The 22,031-nt window shown below is 58.8% G+C and carries 25 protein-coding genes and 2 pseudogenes; 26 read left to right on the top strand and 1 reads right to left on the bottom strand.

The features are described 5' to 3' along the window. Window positions 1–3: 3 nt before the first annotated feature. The 4 genes and pseudogenes from AB4N98_RS26075 to AB4N98_RS26060 all read left to right on the top strand — a co-directional run bounded on the left by AB4N98_RS26075 (window position 4) and on the right by AB4N98_RS26060 (window position 2,809). The gene (locus AB4N98_RS26075; protein WP_150675546.1) at window positions 4–1,053 is read left to right on the top strand and encodes an STY4528 family pathogenicity island replication protein; all 1,050 of its coding nucleotides are present in this window, start codon (window positions 4–6) and stop codon (window positions 1,051–1,053) included. 152 nt (window positions 1,054–1,205) lie between these two features. Continuing rightward, window positions 1,206–1,874, top strand: a pseudogene (locus AB4N98_RS26070) (PFL_4669 family integrating conjugative element protein); the annotation flags it as partial. Between the two features lie 26 nt (window positions 1,875–1,900). Further along, complete coding sequence (locus AB4N98_RS26065; RefSeq protein WP_150675544.1) at window positions 1,901–2,407, top strand: DUF3158 family protein; 507 nt, start codon at window positions 1,901–1,903, stop codon at window positions 2,405–2,407. 3 nt (window positions 2,408–2,410) lie between these two features. Beyond that, complete coding sequence (locus tag AB4N98_RS26060) at window positions 2,411–2,809, top strand: single-stranded DNA-binding protein (protein ID WP_150675543.1); 399 nt, start codon at window positions 2,411–2,413, stop codon at window positions 2,807–2,809. Between the two features lie 97 nt (window positions 2,810–2,906). Here the strand turns inward: AB4N98_RS26060 and AB4N98_RS26055 are convergent, their stop codons facing one another. Continuing rightward, window positions 2,907–3,941, bottom strand: coding sequence for a hypothetical protein (locus AB4N98_RS26055; RefSeq protein WP_150675542.1), 1,035 nt, complete (start codon window positions 3,939–3,941; stop codon window positions 2,907–2,909). A gap of 447 nt (window positions 3,942–4,388) precedes the next feature. On the opposite strand from AB4N98_RS26055, the gene AB4N98_RS26050 reads away from it, so the two are divergent. The 22 genes and pseudogenes from AB4N98_RS26050 (at window position 4,389) to AB4N98_RS25945 (ending at window position 22,023) form a co-directional block, all read left to right on the top strand. Next, on the top strand, window positions 4,389–4,868 hold the full coding sequence (locus AB4N98_RS26050) for an STY4534 family ICE replication protein (protein ID WP_460149053.1): 480 nt from the start codon (window positions 4,389–4,391) through the stop codon (window positions 4,866–4,868). Between the two features lie 51 nt (window positions 4,869–4,919). After that, the gene (locus AB4N98_RS26045; protein WP_460149052.1) at window positions 4,920–5,219 is read left to right on the top strand and encodes a hypothetical protein; all 300 of its coding nucleotides are present in this window, start codon (window positions 4,920–4,922) and stop codon (window positions 5,217–5,219) included. A 143-nt stretch (window positions 5,220–5,362) separates the two neighbouring features. Beyond that, window positions 5,363–5,839, top strand: a complete 477-nt coding sequence (gene pilL2, locus AB4N98_RS26040) for a PFGI-1 class ICE element type IV pilus protein PilL2 (protein WP_460149051.1) — start codon at window positions 5,363–5,365, stop codon at window positions 5,837–5,839. Then, the gene (locus tag AB4N98_RS26035; RefSeq protein ID WP_460149050.1) at window positions 5,836–6,435 is read left to right on the top strand and encodes a hypothetical protein; all 600 of its coding nucleotides are present in this window, start codon (window positions 5,836–5,838) and stop codon (window positions 6,433–6,435) included. Before pilL2 ends, AB4N98_RS26035 begins: the two co-directional genes overlap by 4 nt. Before the next feature lie 9 nt (window positions 6,436–6,444). Beyond that, window positions 6,445–7,134, top strand: coding sequence for a TIGR03759 family integrating conjugative element protein (locus AB4N98_RS26030; protein ID WP_460149049.1), 690 nt, complete (start codon window positions 6,445–6,447; stop codon window positions 7,132–7,134). 32 nt (window positions 7,135–7,166) lie between these two features. Continuing rightward, window positions 7,167–7,664 (top strand): transglycosylase SLT domain-containing protein, encoded by a 498-nt coding sequence (locus AB4N98_RS26025; protein WP_460149048.1) that lies wholly within the window; start codon window positions 7,167–7,169, stop codon window positions 7,662–7,664. Between the two features lie 68 nt (window positions 7,665–7,732). Continuing rightward, window positions 7,733–8,062 (top strand): annotated as a pseudogene (locus AB4N98_RS26020) (integrating conjugative element protein); the annotation flags it as partial. A 1-nt stretch (window position 8,063) separates the two neighbouring features. Next, a complete protein-coding gene (traD, locus tag AB4N98_RS26015) occupies window positions 8,064–10,142 on the top strand; it encodes a type IV conjugative transfer system coupling protein TraD (RefSeq protein WP_460149047.1) in 2,079 nt (692 codons plus the stop codon). Next, on the top strand, window positions 10,139–10,876 hold the full coding sequence (locus AB4N98_RS26010) for a TIGR03747 family integrating conjugative element membrane protein (protein ID WP_460149046.1): 738 nt from the start codon (window positions 10,139–10,141) through the stop codon (window positions 10,874–10,876). The genes traD and AB4N98_RS26010 overlap by 4 nt, the downstream gene beginning before the upstream one ends. A 214-nt stretch (window positions 10,877–11,090) precedes the next feature. Next, the gene (locus tag AB4N98_RS26005) at window positions 11,091–11,300 is read left to right on the top strand and encodes an integrative conjugative element protein, RAQPRD family (protein ID WP_460149554.1); all 210 of its coding nucleotides are present in this window, start codon (window positions 11,091–11,093) and stop codon (window positions 11,298–11,300) included. Further along, complete coding sequence (locus AB4N98_RS26000; protein ID WP_460149045.1) at window positions 11,297–11,530, top strand: TIGR03758 family integrating conjugative element protein; 234 nt, start codon at window positions 11,297–11,299, stop codon at window positions 11,528–11,530. Before AB4N98_RS26005 ends, AB4N98_RS26000 begins: the two co-directional genes overlap by 4 nt. 16 nt (window positions 11,531–11,546) lie before the next feature. After that, entirely contained in the window at window positions 11,547–11,882 is a 336-nt protein-coding gene (locus AB4N98_RS25995) for a TIGR03745 family integrating conjugative element membrane protein (protein ID WP_263596850.1), read from the top strand. A 9-nt stretch (window positions 11,883–11,891) separates the two neighbouring features. After that, window positions 11,892–12,290 (top strand): TIGR03750 family conjugal transfer protein, encoded by a 399-nt coding sequence (locus tag AB4N98_RS25990; protein WP_460149044.1) that lies wholly within the window; start codon window positions 11,892–11,894, stop codon window positions 12,288–12,290. Beyond that, complete coding sequence (locus tag AB4N98_RS25985; RefSeq protein ID WP_460149043.1) at window positions 12,287–12,931, top strand: PFL_4703 family integrating conjugative element protein; 645 nt, start codon at window positions 12,287–12,289, stop codon at window positions 12,929–12,931. The genes AB4N98_RS25990 and AB4N98_RS25985 overlap by 4 nt, the downstream gene beginning before the upstream one ends. Further along, a complete protein-coding gene (locus AB4N98_RS25980) occupies window positions 12,928–13,746 on the top strand; it encodes a TIGR03749 family integrating conjugative element protein (protein ID WP_460149042.1) in 819 nt (272 codons plus the stop codon). Before AB4N98_RS25985 ends, AB4N98_RS25980 begins: the two co-directional genes overlap by 4 nt. Beyond that, a complete protein-coding gene (locus AB4N98_RS25975; RefSeq protein ID WP_460149041.1) occupies window positions 13,736–15,130 on the top strand; it encodes a TIGR03752 family integrating conjugative element protein in 1,395 nt (464 codons plus the stop codon). Before AB4N98_RS25980 ends, AB4N98_RS25975 begins: the two co-directional genes overlap by 11 nt. After that, window positions 15,111–15,512, top strand: a complete 402-nt coding sequence (locus AB4N98_RS25970; protein ID WP_460149553.1) for a TIGR03751 family conjugal transfer lipoprotein — start codon at window positions 15,111–15,113, stop codon at window positions 15,510–15,512. The genes AB4N98_RS25975 and AB4N98_RS25970 overlap by 20 nt, the downstream gene beginning before the upstream one ends. Next, window positions 15,512–18,223, top strand: coding sequence for a conjugative transfer ATPase (locus tag AB4N98_RS25965; protein WP_460149040.1), 2,712 nt, complete (start codon window positions 15,512–15,514; stop codon window positions 18,221–18,223). Before AB4N98_RS25970 ends, AB4N98_RS25965 begins: the two co-directional genes overlap by 1 nt. 517 nt (window positions 18,224–18,740) lie before the next feature. Next, window positions 18,741–19,238, top strand: coding sequence for a JAB domain-containing protein (locus AB4N98_RS25960; RefSeq protein WP_460149039.1), 498 nt, complete (start codon window positions 18,741–18,743; stop codon window positions 19,236–19,238). 171 nt (window positions 19,239–19,409) lie between these two features. After that, window positions 19,410–20,369 (top strand): TIGR03756 family integrating conjugative element protein, encoded by a 960-nt coding sequence (locus tag AB4N98_RS25955; protein ID WP_460149038.1) that lies wholly within the window; start codon window positions 19,410–19,412, stop codon window positions 20,367–20,369. Further along, entirely contained in the window at window positions 20,366–21,733 is a 1,368-nt protein-coding gene (locus AB4N98_RS25950; RefSeq protein WP_460149037.1) for an integrating conjugative element protein, read from the top strand. Before AB4N98_RS25955 ends, AB4N98_RS25950 begins: the two co-directional genes overlap by 4 nt. Next, entirely contained in the window at window positions 21,730–22,023 is a 294-nt protein-coding gene (locus AB4N98_RS25945; RefSeq protein ID WP_460149036.1) for a hypothetical protein, read from the top strand. The genes AB4N98_RS25950 and AB4N98_RS25945 overlap by 4 nt, the downstream gene beginning before the upstream one ends. Window positions 22,024–22,031: the final 8 nt, after the last annotated feature.

Raw genomic sequence — 22,031 nt, 5'->3', positions numbered from 1 at the left:
AACATGTGCCCTCGTGAACCACAGAGCCCAGGTACCTCAGCGGGCGATGGGTTTCTATTCAGCGGTAACCGCCATGAAACCGTGCCCCGCGCGCTGTTCCTGGATATCCGCCTCACGCCCTTGGAACGTAATGCCTGGCAGATCATTCGCCTGCAGTTGCTCGATAACACCACCACCGTTTTCCCCTCTTACGAACAGTTGCGCCCGTTCCTCGCGTCCATGCCCTGTGGCGCCAAGGCCTCCCACGAAACCATCGCCAAAGCCCTGACCATGCTGCGACTGTCACGCTGGTTGAGCCTGGTGCAACGACGTCGCGACGCCGAGACGGGTCGCTTGCAGGGCAACCTCTACGTCCTGCACGACGAGCCGCTAACACCATTTGAAACTCTGCAACTGGACCCGGAATATCTGGAATTGGTGAGCCATGCGCTGGACCATCTCAGCAAGGCCGTGCAATGCGTGGCGATTCAGGTGTTAAAGGAAATCAGCGATGACCCATTGCTCCAAGGCAAGCTATTGCCGACCCGCGTGCAGTTGCTGATGCAACGGTTGGATCGCCAATCCGAAGTGGGGCAAGCCGCCCTTATTCGGAATCAGCTATCCCCTGCTTCGGAATCCGAAGTAGGCGGCAAACCCACGACCCACCACTCTCTTCGAATTCCGAAGCAGGACAGTACTGTAAGTACAAAAGCAAAGAAAAAACTACGTACTGAAACGGTGCCCCTCCGCTGGCCCAACAGCTTCACTGCCCTCAAACCCGCGCAACAATCCGCTGCGCGCCTGGCGCTGGGCCAAGTGGATAGCACGTTGCAGCAAGCCGTACTGGATGAGTGGAGCGCGCGTTGTCGCCAGCAGCACGTGCATAACCCCGCCGGCTACCTGTTTGGGATCGTTCAAAAAGCACTCAAGGGTGAGTTCACGCCCTGGGCCGCACCCGCTGGGCCGATGCAGTCCTCTGTGCCTGACGCGCAGGAGCCCAATCCCCGCGACCCCGAGATAGCTGAGGCCCATATGGCCGAATTGCGCGCCTTGTTGCACTTACGCAACCACTGACTTGAGATCAATTATCCCCGGGGGATAGCACCAGCAAGCGCCACTGTGTTCCACCCTTTAAACCGGTTACTTTGCTACGCCCATTGATCACTGACAGCCTTCTGCGCTCTTCCCAAGCTGCCCGCTCCTATTCAACGCGAGCGACGGCAACCATGGACAACGACCAGCCCCCCGTACTCGGCGCACTGCGCAGCAGCATGGAGTTGACCCTGCACACCCATCGCGCCTCCAGCATCTGGCGAGGTAGAGCGCCCACCGAAGGCCGTGCGGGAATCATCGGTCTGAACGGCTTCATCGCCATCATGAACAAAATGAAACGGGGCGCCGAACTGGACGACCCGTATTCAGATGCCTGGATGCTGCGCATCGAAGACAAACTGCAAGACACCCATGCCCGGCTGCACGCCCTCAGAGAACAAGTCGAGCAGACCCTTACCGACATACCGCCAGAACTTCACCTGGGCGAAAACTGCAACCTGCACCCGATCAACTTGCCACTGCTGATCAACGCGCAACTCGGTTTCAAGGCCGTCTATCTGCTGGCCGACTACGACAACCTGGCCCGCAGCCTTATCCTCGCCTACCACACCGCCTTGATCGACCGAAGCACCCTCGCACGCGCACTCAACGAAGGCACCCACGCTCTGCGCAGCCTGTTTGGCCTGGCCCAGCAATACCGCTACTCCGGGTGCCGCCGCAGCGACTTGGCCGCCGACAATGCCATCGCCCGCGCTGCACGGGAGAGGTTTGGCGAACTGCCACCAGACGTCCTCGACGGCAACCGCCGCTCGAGGTTCGCACCCCCTATCGTCCGCCCTACTGAATCCACTGATCAGGAGCACCACTCATGATCCCGGTTTACTTCAAAGCACTGGAACCGGTGGACTACCACCCCCTGGCACAGACCGCCTACCTAAAAGGCCTTTTACAGCCTTTTAAAGGTAAGGGGAGCCTGGAGATCTGGGCCACCGACTGCGCACAACTGCGGGATGAATTGATCGCACTCGCTTCCCGAAAAATCCTGATGCAAGCGGCCGCCTATCCCTTCAACCGCTTGCCCATTCAACTGGCCCAACAGGTCACCAGCGCCGGTACGACCTTTCTGCGCTGGCGCAACCTGGACCGCAGCGCAATGGGCGTCGCCCTCTGGGAACAGTTGATCAACAGCGAAGCCACCCCCGGAGTTCTGATCGACGACCTTTACGCGCTGGAACTGCAACGCATCGTCCTCAACATGCAGATCAGTCTCAGCCACACCCTGTCCCGCCAAGCGCTCGACTGCGCGCAGAAAATGGCACGGGCCGAAGCGGCGTACCTGCATCGTACCAATCGACCCATTGAATCGGAGGAGTAACCCATGAGCACGCATTTTTTTGGTGAAGGCAATATTGGTTCTGCGCCGGAGTATCGGGAGTTTTCCCACGGAAATGATGAGCCGCGACGATTGCTGCGTCTGAATATCTATTTTGATAACCCGGTTCCCGTCAAGGATGGTTATGAAGACCGTGGCGGCTTTTGGGCACCGGTGGAGATCTGGCATCGCGATGCTGAGCATTGGGGAGCGATTTACCAGAAGGGGATGCGGGTGTTGGTAGAGGGCCGCACGGTGCGGGATGCCTGGGAGGATCAGGATGAGAATGAGCGGGTGACGTTTAAGATTGAGGCTCGGCGGGTGGGGATATTGCCGTATCGGGTGGAGGCGGTCGTCTTGGGGGGCAAAACTGCGAAGCAAGAAGATGCTGAAGGCAGTGAGTAAACCCATCTCCTATTGCAGGAAGTTGAGTTCACTAAACCCCGAAATATTCACTTTCCGGGGCGCGAGCTTGAAAGCTTAACCTTCGGCTCGACTCCTCTCAAAGGTCCAGACGTTCAGAGGGTTTGGTCAATTCGGTAATACACGCAGTGTACTCGTTGTGGATTCTGATGAGGTCAGTGTAGGGAATTGGTCTGGGTTCAGCCTTCGCTAGGTTTACAAGTATCCCCACCGAATACTTTTGTGCGTCTGTTTTATCAGCCAATGAGCTTGACCTGAGAGCCGCGGAAGCCTTGATTTGGTCAATCAGCTCTTTGGATGGCAATGAGGTGCCTGCGATTTTTTTCGTTGCGGCTTCAATATCAAACGCGAGTGTGTTCAGAGTTGCAGCTACGTAATTTTGAATGACTCTGAGGTTTGTATTTGTTAGTCGGTGTGCATTGCGTACTAGCTTGAGTGCTTGTTTTTTATTTTCAGCGTCTTGCTTAGCATTTTTAGTGAGGATGAAAACGTCAGAAATCAAGCTGGGAGTTCCGAGTTCAACGATCATTTTCTGCGCTTCAATGTTATAGCTCAACGCTTCCAGGGTTGCCGCAAACTCGTCTGCTTGCCGCTCTAGCTGAGTAACGTCAGCCAATTCGCTTTTGTAATTATTAACTATTATTAACAGATCACTTAGTGAGTCACCCATGCACTGAGCAGAAATGGCAGCCTTGCCGTAGGTAGCCATTTGGACCTTAGGATTTACATACAGTTTGCTGCCTAGAGACAGGCCGGCGAGCGCTCCAAATGCCTTAATAAAATCAGAGTGCGTGCTAGTTAAAGCGCCAAAACCTGCACCTGCGATCAAGCCCAAAGTTGTCTGATCCGATATTGCTCCGAAGTTTTTGGCTGAGTCGATATAACCGGCGTACTCACAGCCTCGGGTATATGCTTTTCGGGCTGCACCATCAATAAGGCTAGCTTGGCTCATTCCGGCCGAAATTTCCGGCCCCGTAACTGCGCAGGGTTCTTCGTCGTCCGTTTCATAAGGCGAAGGCGGGCGATAATCGGTTTGTGAATTCGGAAGAGTGAGAGGCGGGGTTGTACATCCCAGCATCGCTAGTAACAGTATTGGCATTACTGCTTTGTACATGAGCCTCTCCTTAACGTCCATGAGCACATGGCACGATGCCATCCATCGTTAAAGTAGTCTGTATCTCGCTACTTTCAAGGCAAAAACTGAATATCAGAAAAAGATAGTTACTGCTCAAATGCAGATGTGAGGTGGTGAAATCCGGACCAGCCAAAAAACCCCTTTCAAAACGACAGCAACTCCGGACCAGCCCACTCTCCCCCCCGTGTCCGCTGACGCCCCTCAGCAACATGCCCAGGTAGCCCCGGTCTTCAAGGCTACGACGCCGTCCCCAAGGCGCTGACCTCGCCAGTTCGCTCGCCGCATCCCCAGCGCGAACGCTCATCACCTTGTGATGATGGATGCACTCTCTTCCACCCGGATCCCACGATCCATAACCCCAACGGGACTCACCTCCCTTAGGGGCTCGGTGTGCCTCGTTTTTTGCTCATCTTCTGGAGGCATGAAATGACCACTGAAACCACTCAACCCAGCTACTTCGATTTGCATATCTCTGGCCTTGGTTACTTGAACCGTATTCGAGAAATCACTCCGAAAAAAGGCCAACCCTTTCTCGCCTGTGACATTGCGGCGTTGACTGGGCCTAGCACTGATGTGGAGTACCGCCGTTTCGATGTGCGGGTCTCGGGCGCTGAGGCTCAGGAGTTGATTCGCCGTTGCGCGGCAGCCGTGTCGGCTGAACGCAAAGTGCTGATCGGTTTTCGCCTGGGCGATTTATGGGCGGATGTTTTTACCTATGCCAAGGGCAAGTATGCCGGGAAGCACGGCGTGAGCCTGAAGGCCCGGTTGTTGTTTGTGAGCTGGATCAAGATCGATGGCGTCGAGGTTTACAAGGCCGAGCCGAAGATTCGGGACGATGTCGTTGATGAGTCCTTGGACAGCCGCGCAAACGCGTCTCCTCCTGATGCCGGCGAGGCATCGTTCTGATGATCCATGTCCTAGCCAGCAGGGTCTTGAATGGCCCTTGGGAGTTCTATCATGTCGTTGATCAATCTGTTGCAGGATGATCCAAACTTCTCATTTGGCATCGTAGGGATGACTGCCGGTGTCCAAGCGTTAGTGCAAAACGATGAACTGGACCCACTGGAGTACCTGATGCGTCACCTTCAAGGTGACTGGGGTGACCTCAGTGACGAGGATCAGCAGGCCAATGCTGACGCCTTGGTGCATGGCAATCGCGTGCTGTCCTCGTACAAGGTCTCGGAAGATCAGTGGTTGTGGATCATTACCGAAGCCGATCGCAGCATCACGACACTTCTGTTGCCAGAAGAATACTGATGCAGGTAACTCTCAGCAGACGGCCTCTTCGGAGGCCGTTTTGCTGTTTGCGTAAAGAGGTCAGCAACGGCAGCGGTTTATGAGCGGCTCAATCGGCCTGTGATCGGCATGCTGGGCGCAACTTCTAAGACGGGGCTTTCACCATGACGCGATCCTCTTCCCTGGCCGCCGTGCTGCTGAGTTGCGCCGTGATCAGTGGATGCACAACCCCTACGCCGGAACGTGTAGATGTGCCAGTGACCGTAGTGGCGCAAGCGCAGCCTGCGACTCCGGTGATTCGCTCCGGCCGCTACACCTTGGTAGAAATCCGGCCTGAGCAGGCTCAACAGGTCTTGCTGGAGCAGGTCGTCGATATCACGCTGCCGTCTGGCTGGGACCTGACGGTCGGCGATGCCGTGCGCTACGTGCTGCGCTTTTCCGGCTATCAACTGGGCGAGCATTGCCCTAAGTCGTCGGTGCTGTATGAATTGCCGTTGCCGGCCGCGCATTTTCGACTTCGCCCAATGTCGCTGCAGGATGCGTTAAAGACATTGGCTGGACCGACATGGAGATTGCAGCCTGACCACACTCAACGCCGTATCTGCTTTACGCCCGCTACAGAGCAGGAGCCGACGCCATGACCCAATTAATGGAGCGTCGGCAACTGCTTGGCGCCGCGGGTATCGTTTGGAGCCTGGTGGTCAGCGCTGCACTGATCTCCCAGTATGTTGCCCAAAACCAATCGGCATCACAGTTCGACGTCCAGGCACTTCAAGAACGTTTGGCTCAGTTGGAAACCCCGGTCACCCTACCCCCGGCAGCCAGCCCTGCGGACCTGAGAGCGCTGCAACAAACACTCGAGGCGCGAGTCGCCGTCATCGCTAAAACCGTTGAGCAGCGCGCGCCCTGGCAAGCGCTGCGTGATCTGGAGCAACAAGTGCAGCGTCTTGAATCACTGCCGCCTGCCCCAGTTGCCGCAGTCGTTGAAGCCAAACCTCAATCCGCACCCAAACCGTTACCACGTAAGCCAATCCCGCCACCGTTTCAAATCATCGGTGTGGAGTTGCGCGGTGGAGAACGTTTTCTCGCAGTGACGCCGCGCAACGCCAAGACGCTTGAGCAAACCCAGTTACTCCGCGTCGGTGAGACCCGGCAAGGCTGGATACTTGAAACGCTGGAAGCGTCCAGCGCGGTATTCCGGGTGGATCGTACGGTCCGCCGCCTGCCGTTGCCTTAGGAGGTATGCATGTCGCGCCCTCTGCTCACACTCCTGCTGATCGCAGTGGCAGCCAATGCGGACGCACAAGATCTGCGCACAGCCGATAGTCCCATCAAGCTGTCTTCCATTACGCTGCTAAACGAAGCGCAACTCGCACAAGCCTGGCTGCTCACCCCAGGGGAATGGGAGCGCTATCGTCAGCTGATGCAGGGCCCACTTGGCATCTACTCGCCCAACCTTGATCCGCTGAGTGCTTTGGGTATCGAGGCTCGCTCAGTGGAAGAACGTCAACGCTATGCCCGCTTGCAGGTGGACGCAGAAGCAGCGCGCGTGGAGAAACTGCTGACGTATCAACGCGCCTATGACGAGGCCTGGGCGCAAGCGTTTCCAGGACAGCTGCGAGTGGACCTACCTAGCACGCATCTGCCATCAACGGAGCGCCTGGCGGTATTTGTCAGGGCCGATTGCTCACAGTGCGCGCAGAAAATCCAGCAATTGCAAGCGGCGAACAGCGGGTTTGACCTATATCTGGTGGACAGCCAGCAGGACGATAGCCGCCTACGCCAATGGGCGTTGCGCACGGGCGTTGATCCCAACAAAGTGCGTGACCAACACATCACGCTCAACCACGACAACGGGCGATGGCAGTCGCTGGGCATCTCCGGCGATTTACCTGCCGTGGTTCGTCGGATGGACGGCCGATGGGTGCGTCAGTGAAGACGGCTATAGGTTTGCTGACAAGCATATGGATGTTATCTGCCACGGCGCAGACGCCGCCATCGGCCTATCAGCTCGCTGCACGCTCGGCGGCTGTTCCGGCGGTGGTGCTCTACGCCATGGCCCAGCAGGAAAGCGGTATTCGCTTACGTGGCCAGACCATTCCCTGGCCCTGGACACTCAATATTGCCGGGGGGCCGTATTACTACCCGAACCGCGCCCAGGCCTGCAGCGCCTTAAAAGCCGCTCTCCAGAAAAACCTGACAACCCGCATTGATGTAGGCCTGGCTCAACTCAACCTGGGTTATCAAAAACGCCATTATCGCCGACCCTGCGAGCTGCTCGATCCCTACCGCAATCTGGCCATCGCGGCCGCCATCCTGCGAGATAACCACCGCCCCGGAGAAAACTGGCTAACCGCCGCCGGCCGCTACCACCGCCCTGCCGGCGGCGAGCTCGCTACACGTTACCGCAACCGTATCAGTCTGCATTTGGCCAAGCTGATCGGTGAAGGGAAAACCCCACCATGATTAGATCAACAGCCTTACTGTTATTCGCTCTTTGCAATATCACTTGGGCGTCTGACCTCGAACCGTTCAGCGAAGCCGATATGCTGCCGGTTCGCTCAGCCCTGCTCAGCCCAGGCGACGTCAGCTCCCGCAGCCTGGATGCGCCAGGCTTGCCGCCGCTGTTTCTGATTGGCGATGACCCGCGCTCGCGCACTTGGCTGCAACAACGCTACGCAACCTTGCGTGATCTCAACGCCATAGGCCTGGTGGTGAATGTCGACTCACCCACGGCCCTCGAGCAATTACGCCAAGCCGCGCCCGACCTCACGCTGTCGCCGGTCGCCGCCGATGACCTGGCCCAACGCCTCAATCTTCAGCACTACCCGGTATTGATTACCGCAGACGCCGTCGAGCAGTAAGGTGCGCCAGGTACATCCGGTTGAAGTGCTGCTGCGCCCGGCCGTAGAGCTGTACAGCGTGGCCGCCTGCACGGCTGCAGCCACACTGAGTCTCACCGCTCCATGGTCATTGGCCTTAACGCCCGAATTGGGGGCAGGTGCGGCGCTGGCCTTTGCCGCGCTGGGTGCTGTGCGTCTCAGGCAGGCCCAGGTGGTGCTGAGGTATCGCCGACAATTACGTCGGCTGCCGCGCTATGTGATGACCACCCGAGAAATCCCAGTCAGTCACCAGCGGCTGTTCCTCGGTCGTGGCTTTCGTTGGGACCAACGCCACACCCACCGGTTGCAGCAAACCTACCGTCCCGAGTTTCGCCGGTACGTTGAACCGCCCATGCTGTATCAACTTACGCGGCGGTTGGAAGCACGCCTGGAGTTTGCCCGCTTTCCGCTCAATCAGCTGCCACGTCTGACCGGCTGGGACAGCCCCTTCAATCCCATCCGTCCGCTGCCGCCGGTGGGCGGTCTGCCACGCCTGCATGGGGTGGAATTGCATGAAGTCGACGTCACCCTGCCCTTGGCCGAGCGCGTCGGCCATACCCTGGTACTCGGCACTACGCGCGTGGGCAAAACCCGCCTGGCTGAGCTGTTGATCACCCAGGACATTCGTCGCGGCGAGGTCTGCATCGTGTTTGACCCCAAGGGCGATGCCGAACTGCTCAAGCGCATGTACGTGGAGGCCAGCCGTGCGGGACGTGAGTTCTACGTATTCCATCTGGGGCATCCCGAAATCTCGGCGCGCTATAACGCCATCGGCCGTTTTGGGCGGATCACTGAGGTTGCTTCACGTATCGCCGGGCAACTGTCGGGCGAAGGCAATTCAGCGGCGTTTCGCGAGTTTGCCTGGCGTTTCGTCAATATCATCGCCCGCGCCTTGGTTGCGTTGGGGCAACGTCCGGACTATCAATTGATTCAACGGCATGTGATCAATATCGACGCATTGTTTATCGAGTACGCCGCGCAGTTCTTTGACAAACACGACCCCAATGCCTGGGACGCCATCGTGCAGTTGGAAGCCAGGCTAAATGAGCGCAATACGCCGCGCCATATGCTGGGGCGGGAACGGCGCGTGGTGGCCATCGAGCAATACCTGTCCCAGGCACGGCTGTACGACCCGGTGATGGACGGCTTGCGTTCAGCGGTGCGCTACGACCGCACTTACTTCGACAAAATCGTAGCCTCATTGCTGCCGCTGCTGGAGAAGCTCACCACTGGCAATATCGCGCAGTTATTGGCACCTGACTACACGGACCTTAAAGACCCACGACCGATCTTTGATTGGCTGCAGATCATCCGCAAACGCGCGGTGGTGTATGTGGGCCTGGATGCGTTGTCTGACGCGGAGGTGGCGGCCGCGGTGGGCAACTCAATGTTCTCTGACCTGGTCTCGGTGGCCGGCCATCTCTATAAATTCGGCGTGGACGATGGCCTGCCCGGCGCTTCGGCCAACAACAAGATCCCCGTCAATGTGCATGCCGATGAGTTCAGCGAACTGATGGGCGATGAGTTTATTCCCATGGTCAACAAGGGTGGCGGCGCGGGCATTCAGGTCACGGCCTACACCCAGACCCTGAGTGATATCGAGGCGCGCCTGGGCAATCGCGCCAAAGCCGGTCAGGTGATCGGCAATTTCAATAACCTGGTGATGCTGCGGGTGCGCGGGATGGCCACCGCAGAGTTGCTGACCAAGCAGCTTCCCAAAGTGGAGGTCTACAGCGCGCAGGTCATGAGCGGCACCACCGACAGCTCCGATCCCCATAGCCAGACGGCGTTTACCTCCAATACCCATGATCGCATTACCGCCACCAGCGTGCCGTTGATTGAGCCTACCCATGTGGTGGCGCTGCCCAAAGGTCAGGCGTTTGCGGTGTTGGAGGGAGGCCAGTTGTGGAAAGTCCGCATGCCGTTGCCGATCCCGGATCGCGATGAGCAGATGCCGGAAAATTTACAGGTATTGGCGGGCTATATGCGTGAACGTTACGCCCCTGCGACGGAGTGGTGGGTGCCGCAAGCAGGGCTCACACCGGATGCACCAGACTTATGAACGAGCCAAATGCCAGGGCCCAGCGCCAGCCCGCGCCTCCGAAAAGCCTGATCTGGCGCCTGATCACGCTGCCGTTCCATATTTTCGGCGTGCTACTGGGTTCATTGCTTTTAAGCCTGTTGATCGAGTGCATGGGCATGACGCTGTTCTGGCCACAGCAAGGCTGGCGCCATGCCCAGGATATGCTGACGTTTGAAGTGGACCAGCTTTCTACGAACTTCAGCCACAGCGTGCTGATGTCAGAACCAGGACAAACCAGTGCGCGCTGGGCGGCATTCGGATACCAACGCCTGCTGGTCGATACCGGGTTGGCGGAACAGGAGCACTCCGCTCAGGCGCAGCCTCGGCGTTATCAATCGGATATGCGCAACTACCTGGACCGACTTTCCGCACAACTCAAACACTATCTGATCGCTTTGATCTACACGGTACTGGTGTTTGGCGTACGCCTGATCGTGCTGTGCCTGTGCCTGCCATTCTGCGTGGTCGCGGTGCTGGTGGGCGTGATCGATGGTCTGGTTCGCCGGGATCTGCGGCGGTTTGGTGCAGGCCGAGAGTCGGGGTTTATCTATCACCGTGCCAAGTCCTGCCTGATACCGCTGACGGCCCTGCCGTGGACGGTTTACCTGGCCTCCCCCGTGAGCATCAGCCCCTTGTTGCTGATCGTCCCCACAACGGCGCTGCTGGCAATCATGACCAGCATCACCGTGGCCAATTTCAAGAAGCACCTGTAACGGCACCAATCCGGAGTGATGTATTTCCCATTCGACACAGTTGATAGCTCCCTCGCCGCGCACAATCTGCCAACACATTGGTTGGAACACTAGGATGGCCACGCTCTGTTTTCGACGCGTACTGCAACGCTAAGCCTTAGGCTGGGCACTGCTCGCCCCGTTAACCGCGCTCGCGGCGGATGACTCCACCCAACTCGCGCTGGTACTGCGCCAGCTGGATGCCATTGAGCGCACGGCCCAACGCAGCAGCGTGCAAACGCACACCTCAGCGTTGCGTTACCACTTCGACTACCAGCGCCTGCACCAGGATATTCAGCGGGTTCGTGTGGGCATCCAGCACTTCCTGAGCCCGCAGCGCGCGCAACCACGTGACTCGGTGGCGTTGATCGGTGATTACCGCGACCCGCAGGAGCCCGCCCCATGAGCGCCGCACAACTTACCGCCTTCCAGGCCGGCGCTGGATTTTCGCCCTCCGAGTTGTCCTGGTTACTGCTTGCCGGGCTATTTGCCCTGGTGTTGCTGTGGGGTGTCTGGGCGCTGAACACTGCGTACACCGGCTGGGCTGAGCAGCGTCTCAGCCAACGCCAGTTCTTCGGCGTAGCAGTGCGGGTGTTCGTGCTGTACCTGTTTCTGACGTTTTTCCTGCTCGCGTGAGCAAAGGATGGAGGCCATGGGTTACACAAATCGCCCCCTCTGGATAGCTATTGCCACACTGCCCCCGCTGACCGTACGGGCCGGCTTGCCCACCATGGAAGAGCCTTCACGCGGCCAGGGCAGCGGGATTATCGAAACCATGCAGAACTATGGCTACGACATCATCGCGCTGGTCGCGCTGTTAGTGGTGGCGTCGATGTTTGTGGGCGTGTGCTACCACGCCTATACGCGCTACTCGGAAATCCATTCCGGGCGAGCAACTTGGGGCCAGTTCGGCTTGTCGGTGGCGGTTGGTGCGATGTTGCTGGTGATTGGTATCTGGTTACTGACCACCGCTACCGGCATCTTGTGAGGCACGATCATGAATCCGCATAGCGTCAAGTCCAGCGATGGCACAGTTGTATTCCTGCCCCATCGTTTAAACCGGCAACCGGTCGTAGTGCGCGGTTTGACCGCTGATGAACTGTGGCTGTGCACCACGTTATGCGCAGCGCTTGGACTAGTCGCCGGTGTGCCGCTAGCCTGGCTTACCCGTAGCCTGGCGATGGTCCCGACGATCATGGTACTGGTCATCGCGCTGGGCATCGCTGTCGGCGGCGGCGTGTTACGCCGTCAAAAGCGCGGGCGACCTGAAACCTGGTTGTACCGCCAATTGCAGTGGCAATGCGCACGGCGCTGGCCAACCTTTTACAGGCTACTGGGCGATGACCCGCTGATCATCCGTAGCGGTCACTGGAGCGTGCGTCGAGGTGGCCGATGAGTCAGTTCAAAAACGAAGTGATTCAGTTACAGGCACATATCAAAACCCTGCGCTCGGGCTGCACGGCCTTGGTGGTGATCGCGCTGATGTTAGGCGTGGGCTGGTGGCAGGCACCACGCAATCTGACCCTGCATATCCCGCCGGACCTGCGCGCCGGCAGTTCGCGGCCATGGTGGCAAGTGCCGCCCGAATCAGTGTACGCCTTCACCTTCTACATCTTTCAGCAACTGAACCGCTGGCCCACCGACGGCGAGGTGGATTACTCGCGCAATCTGCAGGCCTTGGCCGCCTACCTCACGCCAGGCTGTCGGGCGTTTCTGCAGCAGGACTATGAGTCTAGACGCAGCTCCGGTGAATTACGCCAACGCGAGCGTGGGCTGTATGAGATCCCTGGCCGTGGTTATGGCGACGACCCGCTGCTGCGGGTGAAAACCGTCTCCAACCAGGACTGGATCGTGACCCTGGATCTAAGCGTTGACGAGTATTACGGCACCGAACAAGTCAAACGTGCGTTGGTGCGTTACCCCATCAAGGTGTTGCGCTTGGATATCGACGCGGAACGCAATCCGTTCGGCTTGGCATTGGACTGCTACGACGGCACACCGCAACGGCTCAGTCCTGCAACGGGAGACGTGCCATGACATACCGATGGGTGGCTTATTTGCTGTTGATCGCGATGCCCACCAGCTTTGCCGTGGAAATCATGCGTTGGGAGCGGCTGCCGTTAACTGTGCCCTTACAGGTGGGCGCTGAACGCATCGTGTTTGTAGACCGCAATGTACACGTGGGCGTGCCGACGTCACTCAACACTCGCCTGCGCGTGCAAAGCGCGGCGGGTGCCGTGTACTTGCTCGCCACCGCCCCCATCGAAACCACTCGCCTGCAGTTGCAGGACGCCGCCAACGGTGAACTGATCCTGCTGGATATCTTCACCGACGACGCCAGTGACCAAGTGCTGGAGCCGATCCGGATTGTTGAAAACAGCACCTCGGCGCCTGAATCGCCTGAGCGCGACTCGCCTGCCACCACGCCGATCCCTGTCGTCCTGACCCGCTACGCCGCGCAAAGCCTGTACGCGCCCCTGCGCACCGTTGAAGCACTGCCCGGCGTACGGCAGATCACCCTGCAGTCGGACCTGCCGCTGGAGACGCTGTTGCCCACATTGCCGTTACGGGCAAAAGCGCTGGCCAGTTGGCGCCTGGATGCCTATCACGTCACGGCCATTCGCCTGACCAACAGCTCCGATCAATGGCTCACGCTGGACCCGCGCCAGTTGCAAGGCAACCTGGTCAGCGCCACGTTCCAGCATGCCGACCTAGGCCCTCGCGGAGCATCGTCGGACACCACCACGGCGTACCTGATCACCCGTGGCCATGGGTTGAAGCAAGCACTTTCACCTGCACTCAGTGCGATTGATGCCGCGCTGAACCTTCAGGAGGGCCAGGGTGAAAAGTAATGGTTTGCTCAAGTGGCTGGTGATCTTGCTGCTCGGACTGGTGGTGGTTGCTGCCATAAAACTGCGTGGCACCAACGACACGCGGATCGACGAGTCGCAACGTAGCGCCGCATTGACGGCCGAAGAAATCAAGGCGCTGGGCATTGAGGGCGATACACCTCGGGACACCGTGGCCACCTTGGTCGGCCAGGTCAAACAACTGCGCCAGGAACTGAAGGTTTCGCTGACCGACAGCCTGTCCCAGAAAAGCGAAAACGATCGCCTGCGACAACGGGAAACCGCTATCGAACAGCGTATCGAAGGCCTGTTGGAGACCGAGCGCAAGCGTGAGGAACAAGTCCGCAACAGTGAACGCCAACAGACTCAGGGCCTGCTTAAGGATCTGCAAGAACAGTTGCAGGCGTTGGGCCCAAAAGATCCTGGGTTGGAGTTACCGATTGGTTTGGGGTTACAAGCGGGTGATGCGCCGCCGCTCGGCAAAGACTCGCTGCGCTGGATTGAACCGGACGATGCGCGCCTGCCCAGCACTCCACGCGGCAAGGACAAAACACCCACGTTCCCAACCCGTTTTGGCCCTGCGCAGCAACCCTTGAAGCAACTCGCTGAATCCGCCACCAACCGCCGTGCCACAACCGTCACTAGCGCCAAACCGGTCTACAGCGTGCCGGCCAACGCAACCTTGATGGGTTCAATCGCCATGACCGCTCTGATTGGCCGTGTGCCCATCGACGGAACAGTGAATGATCCCTACCCCTTCAAAGTACTGATCGGCCCCGACAACCTGACCGCCAATGGCATTGACCTGCCAGACGTCGCAGGCGCGGTGGTCAGCGGGACCGCCTCGGGCGACTGGACCTTGTCCTGCGTACGCGGACAGGTGCGCTCCATCACCTTTGTGTTCCAGGACGGCACCATTCGCACGGTGCCCGCGCGCCAGGCCAATGCGCAGAACGAACGAGCCTCCCAGGACGGCCTGGGCTGGATCAGCGATCCCTATGGGATCCCCTGCGTCGGCGGTGAGCGGCGCAGCAACGCCCAGCAATACTTGGGTTCTCAAGCCCTGATTACCGCCGCGGGTGCGGGAGCAGCTTCGCTGATCAAGAACAATGGCAGCGCCACCTACATGAGCCCGGGCAATGGCTCACTTGGCACGGTGGGCATCACCGGCAATGAAGCCATGGGCCGGGTATTGGCCAATGGCGTGCAGGAGATGTCGCAGTGGGTCAACAAGCTGTATGGGCAGGCGTTTGCGGCGGTGTATGTGGCACCGGGCGCCAAGGTCGCGGTGCATATTCAACAGGCCTTGGATATCGATTACGACGTCCAAGGCCGTAAGGTCGACCATACACGGGGAGGTGCTGATGATACGCAGACGTTGGATTAAGGTGCTGGGAGTCGCCGGGCTGGGCGTAGGGTTGGGCGGCTGTTCCACCAGTAGCGAAGAACTGCTCACCCACAACGGCAGCAGCATGCTTGAGGTGTGGAACCAGCAAGCCAATCAATCAGCCAGGCAGTTGAGTGAAGCACGCAGGGCATTGCGTCGGCCACTGATTCCGAGCGAGGCTTCAAGCACGTCCTATACCCGTACAGCCCAAACCGAAATCTACCAACAGTTCAAACGCCTGCCCAATCCTGATCTGGTGATGTTTGTCTTTCCTCACCTGGCCGGCAATGACCCGGTACCCGTGCCAGGGTACAGCACGGTATTTCCGTTTTATCAGCGCGTGCAATACGCCTTGCCCGGCGAGCGTGTGGAGGATTACTGATGAGCCGATGGCGAAGCAGCAGAGCCACCAGGCCTGCAACCCTGGCGGATGAACAGGCTCTGTATGACGTCGCGCCCTCTTTCGTTGAGCTGTTGCCCTGGGTTGAATACCTGGCCGAAACCCGTTGCCTGTTGCTGGACGACGGCCGCTCCGTCGCCGCTTTTTTCGAGCTAACGCCATTGGGCACCGAAGGCCGCGAAACCGAGTGGCTCTTACAAGCACGTGACGCCCTGGAAAACGCCCTGCAAGACAGCTTGGATGAGCTGGATGATCACCCGTGGGTGGTGCAGTTCTACGCCCAGGATGAAACCCATTGGCAGAGTTATCTCGACACGCTGACGGCCTACGTGCGTCCACGCGCCCGCGACTCGGTCTTCACGCGGTTCTACCTGAAGTCCTTCGAACATCATCTGAATGCCATCACCAAACCGGGCGGGCTGTTTGAGGACACAACCCTCACCCACCTGCCCTGGCGCGGGCACACCCGCCGGGTGCGGATGGTGGTGTATCGATACCTGCCCGTTGCCTATGAACCGTCTGCCGAAATCGCGCTGAATGCTGTGTGCGAGCGCCTGAGTGCAGGCCTTGCCAATGCCGCTGTGAAATCCCGGCGCTTGGAGGCGGAGCAGATTCATAGCTGGTTGCTGCGCTGGTTTAATCCCAATACCACCCTTGATCAAAAACAGCTCTATCCGTTGGCCAACCCTCCAGAAGCACCTGCGGCCAACGACCTTCCCCTCGCCAGCGGTACCGACTTCGCCCAACGGCTGTTCCTCAACCCACCGCGCTCAAACGTCAAACACGGTGTCTGGTATTTCGATGAGACACCCCACCGCGTCATCCTGGTAGACCGCCTGCGCAGCCCACCCACCATCGGCCACCTGACTGGCGAACGCCGTAAGGGGGATGCCATCAACAGCCTGTTTGAGCAACTGCCCGAAGACACCGTGCTGTGCCTGACCCTGGTTGCCACGCCCCAAGACACGCTGGAAGCGCACCTGGACCATCTGAGCAAAAAATCCGTCGGCGACACCCTGGCCTCAGAACAAACCCGTCAAGATGTGCAGCAGGCGCGCTCGATGATCGGCAGTGCCCACAAACTCTACCGCGGCTCAACGGCCTTCTACCTGCGCGGCAAGGACCTGGCAGAACTGGACGCCCGTGGCGTGCAACTGACCAACGCCCTGCTCAACGCCGGCGTGCAACCGGTGCGCGAAGCCGATGAAGTGGCGCCACTGAACAGCTACCTGCGCCACCTGCCCTGCGTCTTCGATCCCGCCAAAGACAAACGCCAGTGGTACACCCAACTGATGTTCGCCCAACACGCCGCTCACCTTGCCCCTGTCTGGGGCCGCAGCCAAGGCACGGGCCACCCCGGCATCACCTTCTTCAACCGTGGCGGCGGCACCCTGACCTTCGACCCACTGAATCGCCTTGACCGGCAGATGAACGCCCACCTGTTTTTATTCGGCCCCACCGGCTCGGGTAAGTCCGCCACTCTCAACAACATCCTCAACCAAATCACCGCTATCTACCGGCCCCGCCTGTTTATCGTAGAAGCCGGCAATTCCTTTGGCCTGTTTGGCGAGTTTGCCAAGCGCCTGGACCTCAGCGTGCACCGCGTCACCCTGGCTCCCGATGCAGGCGTCAGTCTGGCGCCCTTCGCCGATGCCCGGCGATTGGTAGAAACGCCCCATCAGGTCTACACCCTGGACGCCGACCGACTCGATGACCTTGGCAACGACGAACAGCGCGACATCCTCGGCGAACTGGAAATCACCGCCCGCCTGATGATCACCGGCGGCGAAGACAAAGAAGAAGCCCGCCTCACCCGCGCCGATCGCAGCCTGATCCGCCAAAGCATTCTCCAAGCGGCCCAAACCTGTGTGGCGGCCGACTGCACAGTGCTCACCGAAGATATCTGCAACGCCCTGCGCGAGCGCAGCAAAGACCCCGCACTTCCCGACATGCGCCGCCACCGCCTACAAGAAATGGCCGAAGCCATGGCCCTGTTCTGCCATGGCCTGGACGGCGAACTGTTCAACCGCCCCGGCACACCCTGGCCCGAAGCCGACATCACCATCGTCGACCTAGCCACCCTCGCCCGCGAAGGCTACAACGCCCAACTGTCCATCGCGTACCTGTCACTGCTCAACACCGTCAACAACCTCGCCGAACGCGACCAATACCTCGGCCGTCCCATCATCAACGTCACCGATGAAGGCCACATCATCACCAAAAACCCGCTGCTGGCGCCTTATGTGGTCAAGATCATCAAAATGTGGCGCAAACTCGGCGCCTGGTACTGGCTGGCCACACAAAACCTGGACGACCTACCCAAAGCCGCAGAGCCAATGCTGAACATGATTGAGTGGTGGATCTGCCTGAGCATGCCGCCGGACGAAGTGGAAAAGGTGGCGCGCTTTCGAGAACTGAACCCAGCGCAGAAAGCGTTGATGCTGTCAGCGCGTAAGGAGGCTGGGAAATATTGCGAAGGGGTGATTTTGTCGAAATCGATGGAGGTGCTGTTTCGGGCCGTACCGCCGAGCTTGCATCTGGCGTTGGCGATGACGGAGCCGGAAGAAAAGGCAGCTCGGTTTGAGTTGATGCGGAAGCTTAGAATTGGGGAGCTGGAGGCGGCGATGCATATAGCGCAAGAGATGAATCGCTCTCGCGGGATTGAGCCTTTAATCGAGGACCTACTTACATAATTTGCACTGTAATTTTTTGTTACCCACATAAACGGAAAACACTGGCTGGCTTAACAAAGACGTCGGGACTTGGACAGAGGCGCGAATCTAACACGCCCGACACCATTAACAGTTGCTTAAGTGTCGACTTTACTTTGCTAAATCAGGTGCTTAGGAGGCCAGCTATTAATAAATTTCTACATGCGCTCGCCTTATCGAAAAATGCTCTTATCTGCAGTGCAAGAGTCCCCTTCGAGCTGCCTCACTTACAAACAAGCTAAACAATCCGGAGACCACAGATTTCGGATTGAATACCAATATCTTCTTTTCCTAGCCCGAAGATCTACAGCGTACCGTACTGCCAGGCGACCCGGGTTCACAAGGCCGCCGCGCAGCCCTGCTGCGTCAACCCACTCGTTCGCCACGTGTCCAACCTGCGAACAGCCATCGCCATAGCGAAGGCGGACGCCAACCTTCCTCCCTTGGGGTTCCCACCCTCACGGGCTGGGAGCCTCCTTTTTTATCCAAGGAGCTTCCCATGTCCACAACCCAACTCATGGACGTCATGCCGGCCGTGACATCTCTCGCGTACACCGAAGATGAAGCGTTTTTGATTCAACAAGCCCTCGATATTCTGGAGCGCCATGTTTTGCAACCTAGCTCGCCCATAGAGTGCCCCGATGAGGTTCGTCATTTTCTGCGTTTGAAAATGGGCCGCGAGGATCATGAAGTGTTTGCAGTGCTGTTTCTTGATACCCATCACCGGCTGCTCGCGTTCGAGGTACTGTTCCATGGCACGATCAACGCCTTGCATGTGCACCCCAGACGCATTTTGCAGCGCGCGCTGGAACACAATTGTGCGGCGGTCATTCTGGTTCACAACCATCCTTCAGGGGTGACGACGCCCAGTTGGGAAGATCAACAACTGACGACCAACATGAAACGCCTGTTGGCTGAGCTGGATGTTCAGCTGTTGGATCAGTTTATTGTGGGGCAGCGTGATATCTATTCGTTTGCTGAGCATGGCCTGCTTTGAACCGCTTTCCTTATCTCATTCAAGCCTGAGGCGGCGCAGCAAGAAAACTCTTCTGCGCCGCACCTCCCTTTTGACATTGTTGGCTAACCGGGCGTCGGTCATCCCGGTTTTCCAGATGTTTGCTTCCCAGGCGTTTGCTCAACTGAAGCTTCCATTTTTCAGGTGCAAACGATGCAAGCCTTAAGCCATAAATCTGACCCTCGTCGTTCTCTTGTAGCCGTTCTGCTCAGTGTCTGCTCATTCAATGCCTTGGCTCTCAACAGCGCGACCATTGCAACCTCTGCGGTCTCACCTGACTGCCTGGCCTATCGCATCGTCGGCGTGTGTTACTGGCTGCGTTGCACTACCTTTGGTTGCTCAGTGCGAACCTCCCCCAAAGTTCGCCACTACGTACCCGACGCGGTGGTGTCCAGCTACAGCAACACGGGGCAAAACCCTTGGTTGGAACTGCGGCCGCTTAGCGTGCCGACCCCAAGCGCGCAAGGCGGCGGAGATGGCACAAATGCCACCAGCCAGGAAAACAACCTGAGCATATTTAAAAACGCCGATGTGATTGGCCACCCTGCCGGAGCATTGTTCAACGACTTTGTCGGCCAGTCCGGCTATGCGTGTGCCGGTGCTGGCAAACCGCTGATGCCCTACCTGCTCAGTACCTTGGACACGATCGCCTGGCGCTACAACATCCCCGAAGCCGTCTTTCCCGAAGCGTTGATTCCTGGACTGCGGGAAGTGGGTAGCCGACTTGGCTTCAACCTGTGGGGTTCGATCTATCCGCGCGGGGGCTTTTTGCATCAAGTGGATGACCGCAAAGCAGCGGCCGTAGTAGCGCAACGGGCAGGCGATATCGTCACGCGTCCAGGGCAGCTACATGTGTATCAACCGCTGCTGGCTGCGCCGCGTGCAGGTTATTGGCCGGCCGGGGCGCTGCTGGAGGGTGACAGCAGCACTGGCAAGTGGCAGGCGCTAGCGCCAAATCTGTCTGCCAGTTGTGCCGTGTTTCCTAACACCCAGCCCAATATCCAGGCCAAGGACGGCGGCTACGTCTGGACGTTATGGCGGCCTTACAGTTGCTGCAAGCGCCAGGGGCAGACCTTTCTCGGCAGCACCGATTTTGCGCGAGACGCGCTATGAAGACCTATCAATCCTTTACCAGGTTCAGTGCCCTGCTCTTTTGCATCAATTGTGCGTTGGCGAACACCGACACACTCGTCAACTACAGCGGCAGCGTGATTGGTGACGACGTGCTCTACAGCATCGGCGGTGGCAGCGCGGTGTCGATGGGCGGCGCGGCGAATATGAAGAGCATCGCCGTCGGGGCCGGCTGGAACAGCAACCTGATTTGCGGCGATATGAGCTTGGAAACGACCCTGCAAAACCAACTGAACGGCATCACCAAGGGTTTTCAGTCGATCATGAGCAATGTGATTCAGAACGCCACCAGCGCGGTCGCCTCCCTTCCAGCGTTGATTATCCAACGGGCAGATCCGGGGCTGTACAACCTGCTTACCAACGGCATTCTCCAGGCACGCCTGGATTTTGATCGTTCAAAGTCCACCTGCCGGGCGCTGGCCAATCGCATGGCGGATATGGCTGGCGGGCAGTTGGGGTGGGGGCAGATCGCCGAGGGCATGGCGCTGACCCAATCGGTCGCCAGCAAAGATGCAGTGGCCGCCGTGGATCAAGCCGAGCAGGACCGGGGCAATCGCGGCGTGCCTTGGGTCGGTGGGCAGGCCGCCGGGGGCGTCAGTCAGGCGCCGATCCTGGTGATCGCCGATGTGACCCGCGCGGGTTATAACCTGGTGAATGGGCGCGACGTGGATGATCGCTCTTCGATTCCCATCAGCACCTGCGCCGATCAACTGAGCTGCCAGACCTGGCTGTCACCGCAAGCTGCCACTGAATGGGCCACTCGTGTACTGGGCGAGCGCGAGCAACGCACTTGCGACAGTTGCACCAAAACCCAAACTACACCGGGGGTCGGCCTGACGCCGTTGATCCAGGAGGAATACGAGACAAAGTTGCAGGCGCTGCAAGCGCTGATCACTGGCAGTCAGCCCACCACCTTTGTCAATTTGCAGGCCGCCGGCAGCCAATCACTGCCCATTACCCGCGGCGTGATCGAGGCGTTGCGGGATGAGCCCGATCAGGATCTGTTGGCGCGTCGTCTGGCTTCCGACGTTGCCCTGTCCAGCGTTCTGGAGAAGGCGCTGTTGCTGCAGCGCACGCTTTTGACTGGGCGCAAAGAGCCCAACGTCGCCGCCAACCAGCTGGCCCAGGAAGCCATCCTCGCTGAAAGCGACACGTTGACCCAGGAGATCAACAACCTCAAAACCGAGCTGGAATTGCGTCGCACGTTGGCGAGCAATGCGCCGATGGTGCTGATACAGCGTCACAGTTCACGCGGTGAAGGGTCTCGGGGTATTTATCAGGGTGACCCGCTGCGTAATCGCCTGGATGAGATCCAGAAACCACCCGTGATAAGGGGTCAGCCATGAAGTGGATTCAGCCGTTCGCGCTGTGGACGCTGATGCTCCTGGGCGGCGCCTTTTTAGTCAACGTGCTTGGCGTTGGATTTGCCGGAAATATTGATGCCTGGCGCCAATGGCTCGACCAGTCCGCCGGCTACTTTCGTTGGTGGCGGATGGGTCTGTATGCCGTACTGGGCTACGGCGCTTATTACCTGTATCGCAGCAGTCATCAGCAACAGCACTTGCGTCGCACAGGGATTGCGGCAGTGTTGGTGCTGAGCCTGCTGGAGCTCCACAGCCTCAACCTGCTGCGCTGAGGTCCGGG

This window comes from Pseudomonas sp. S3_E10 (assembly GCF_054667615.1).
This window is presented reverse-complemented; position numbering and strand designations above follow the sequence as displayed.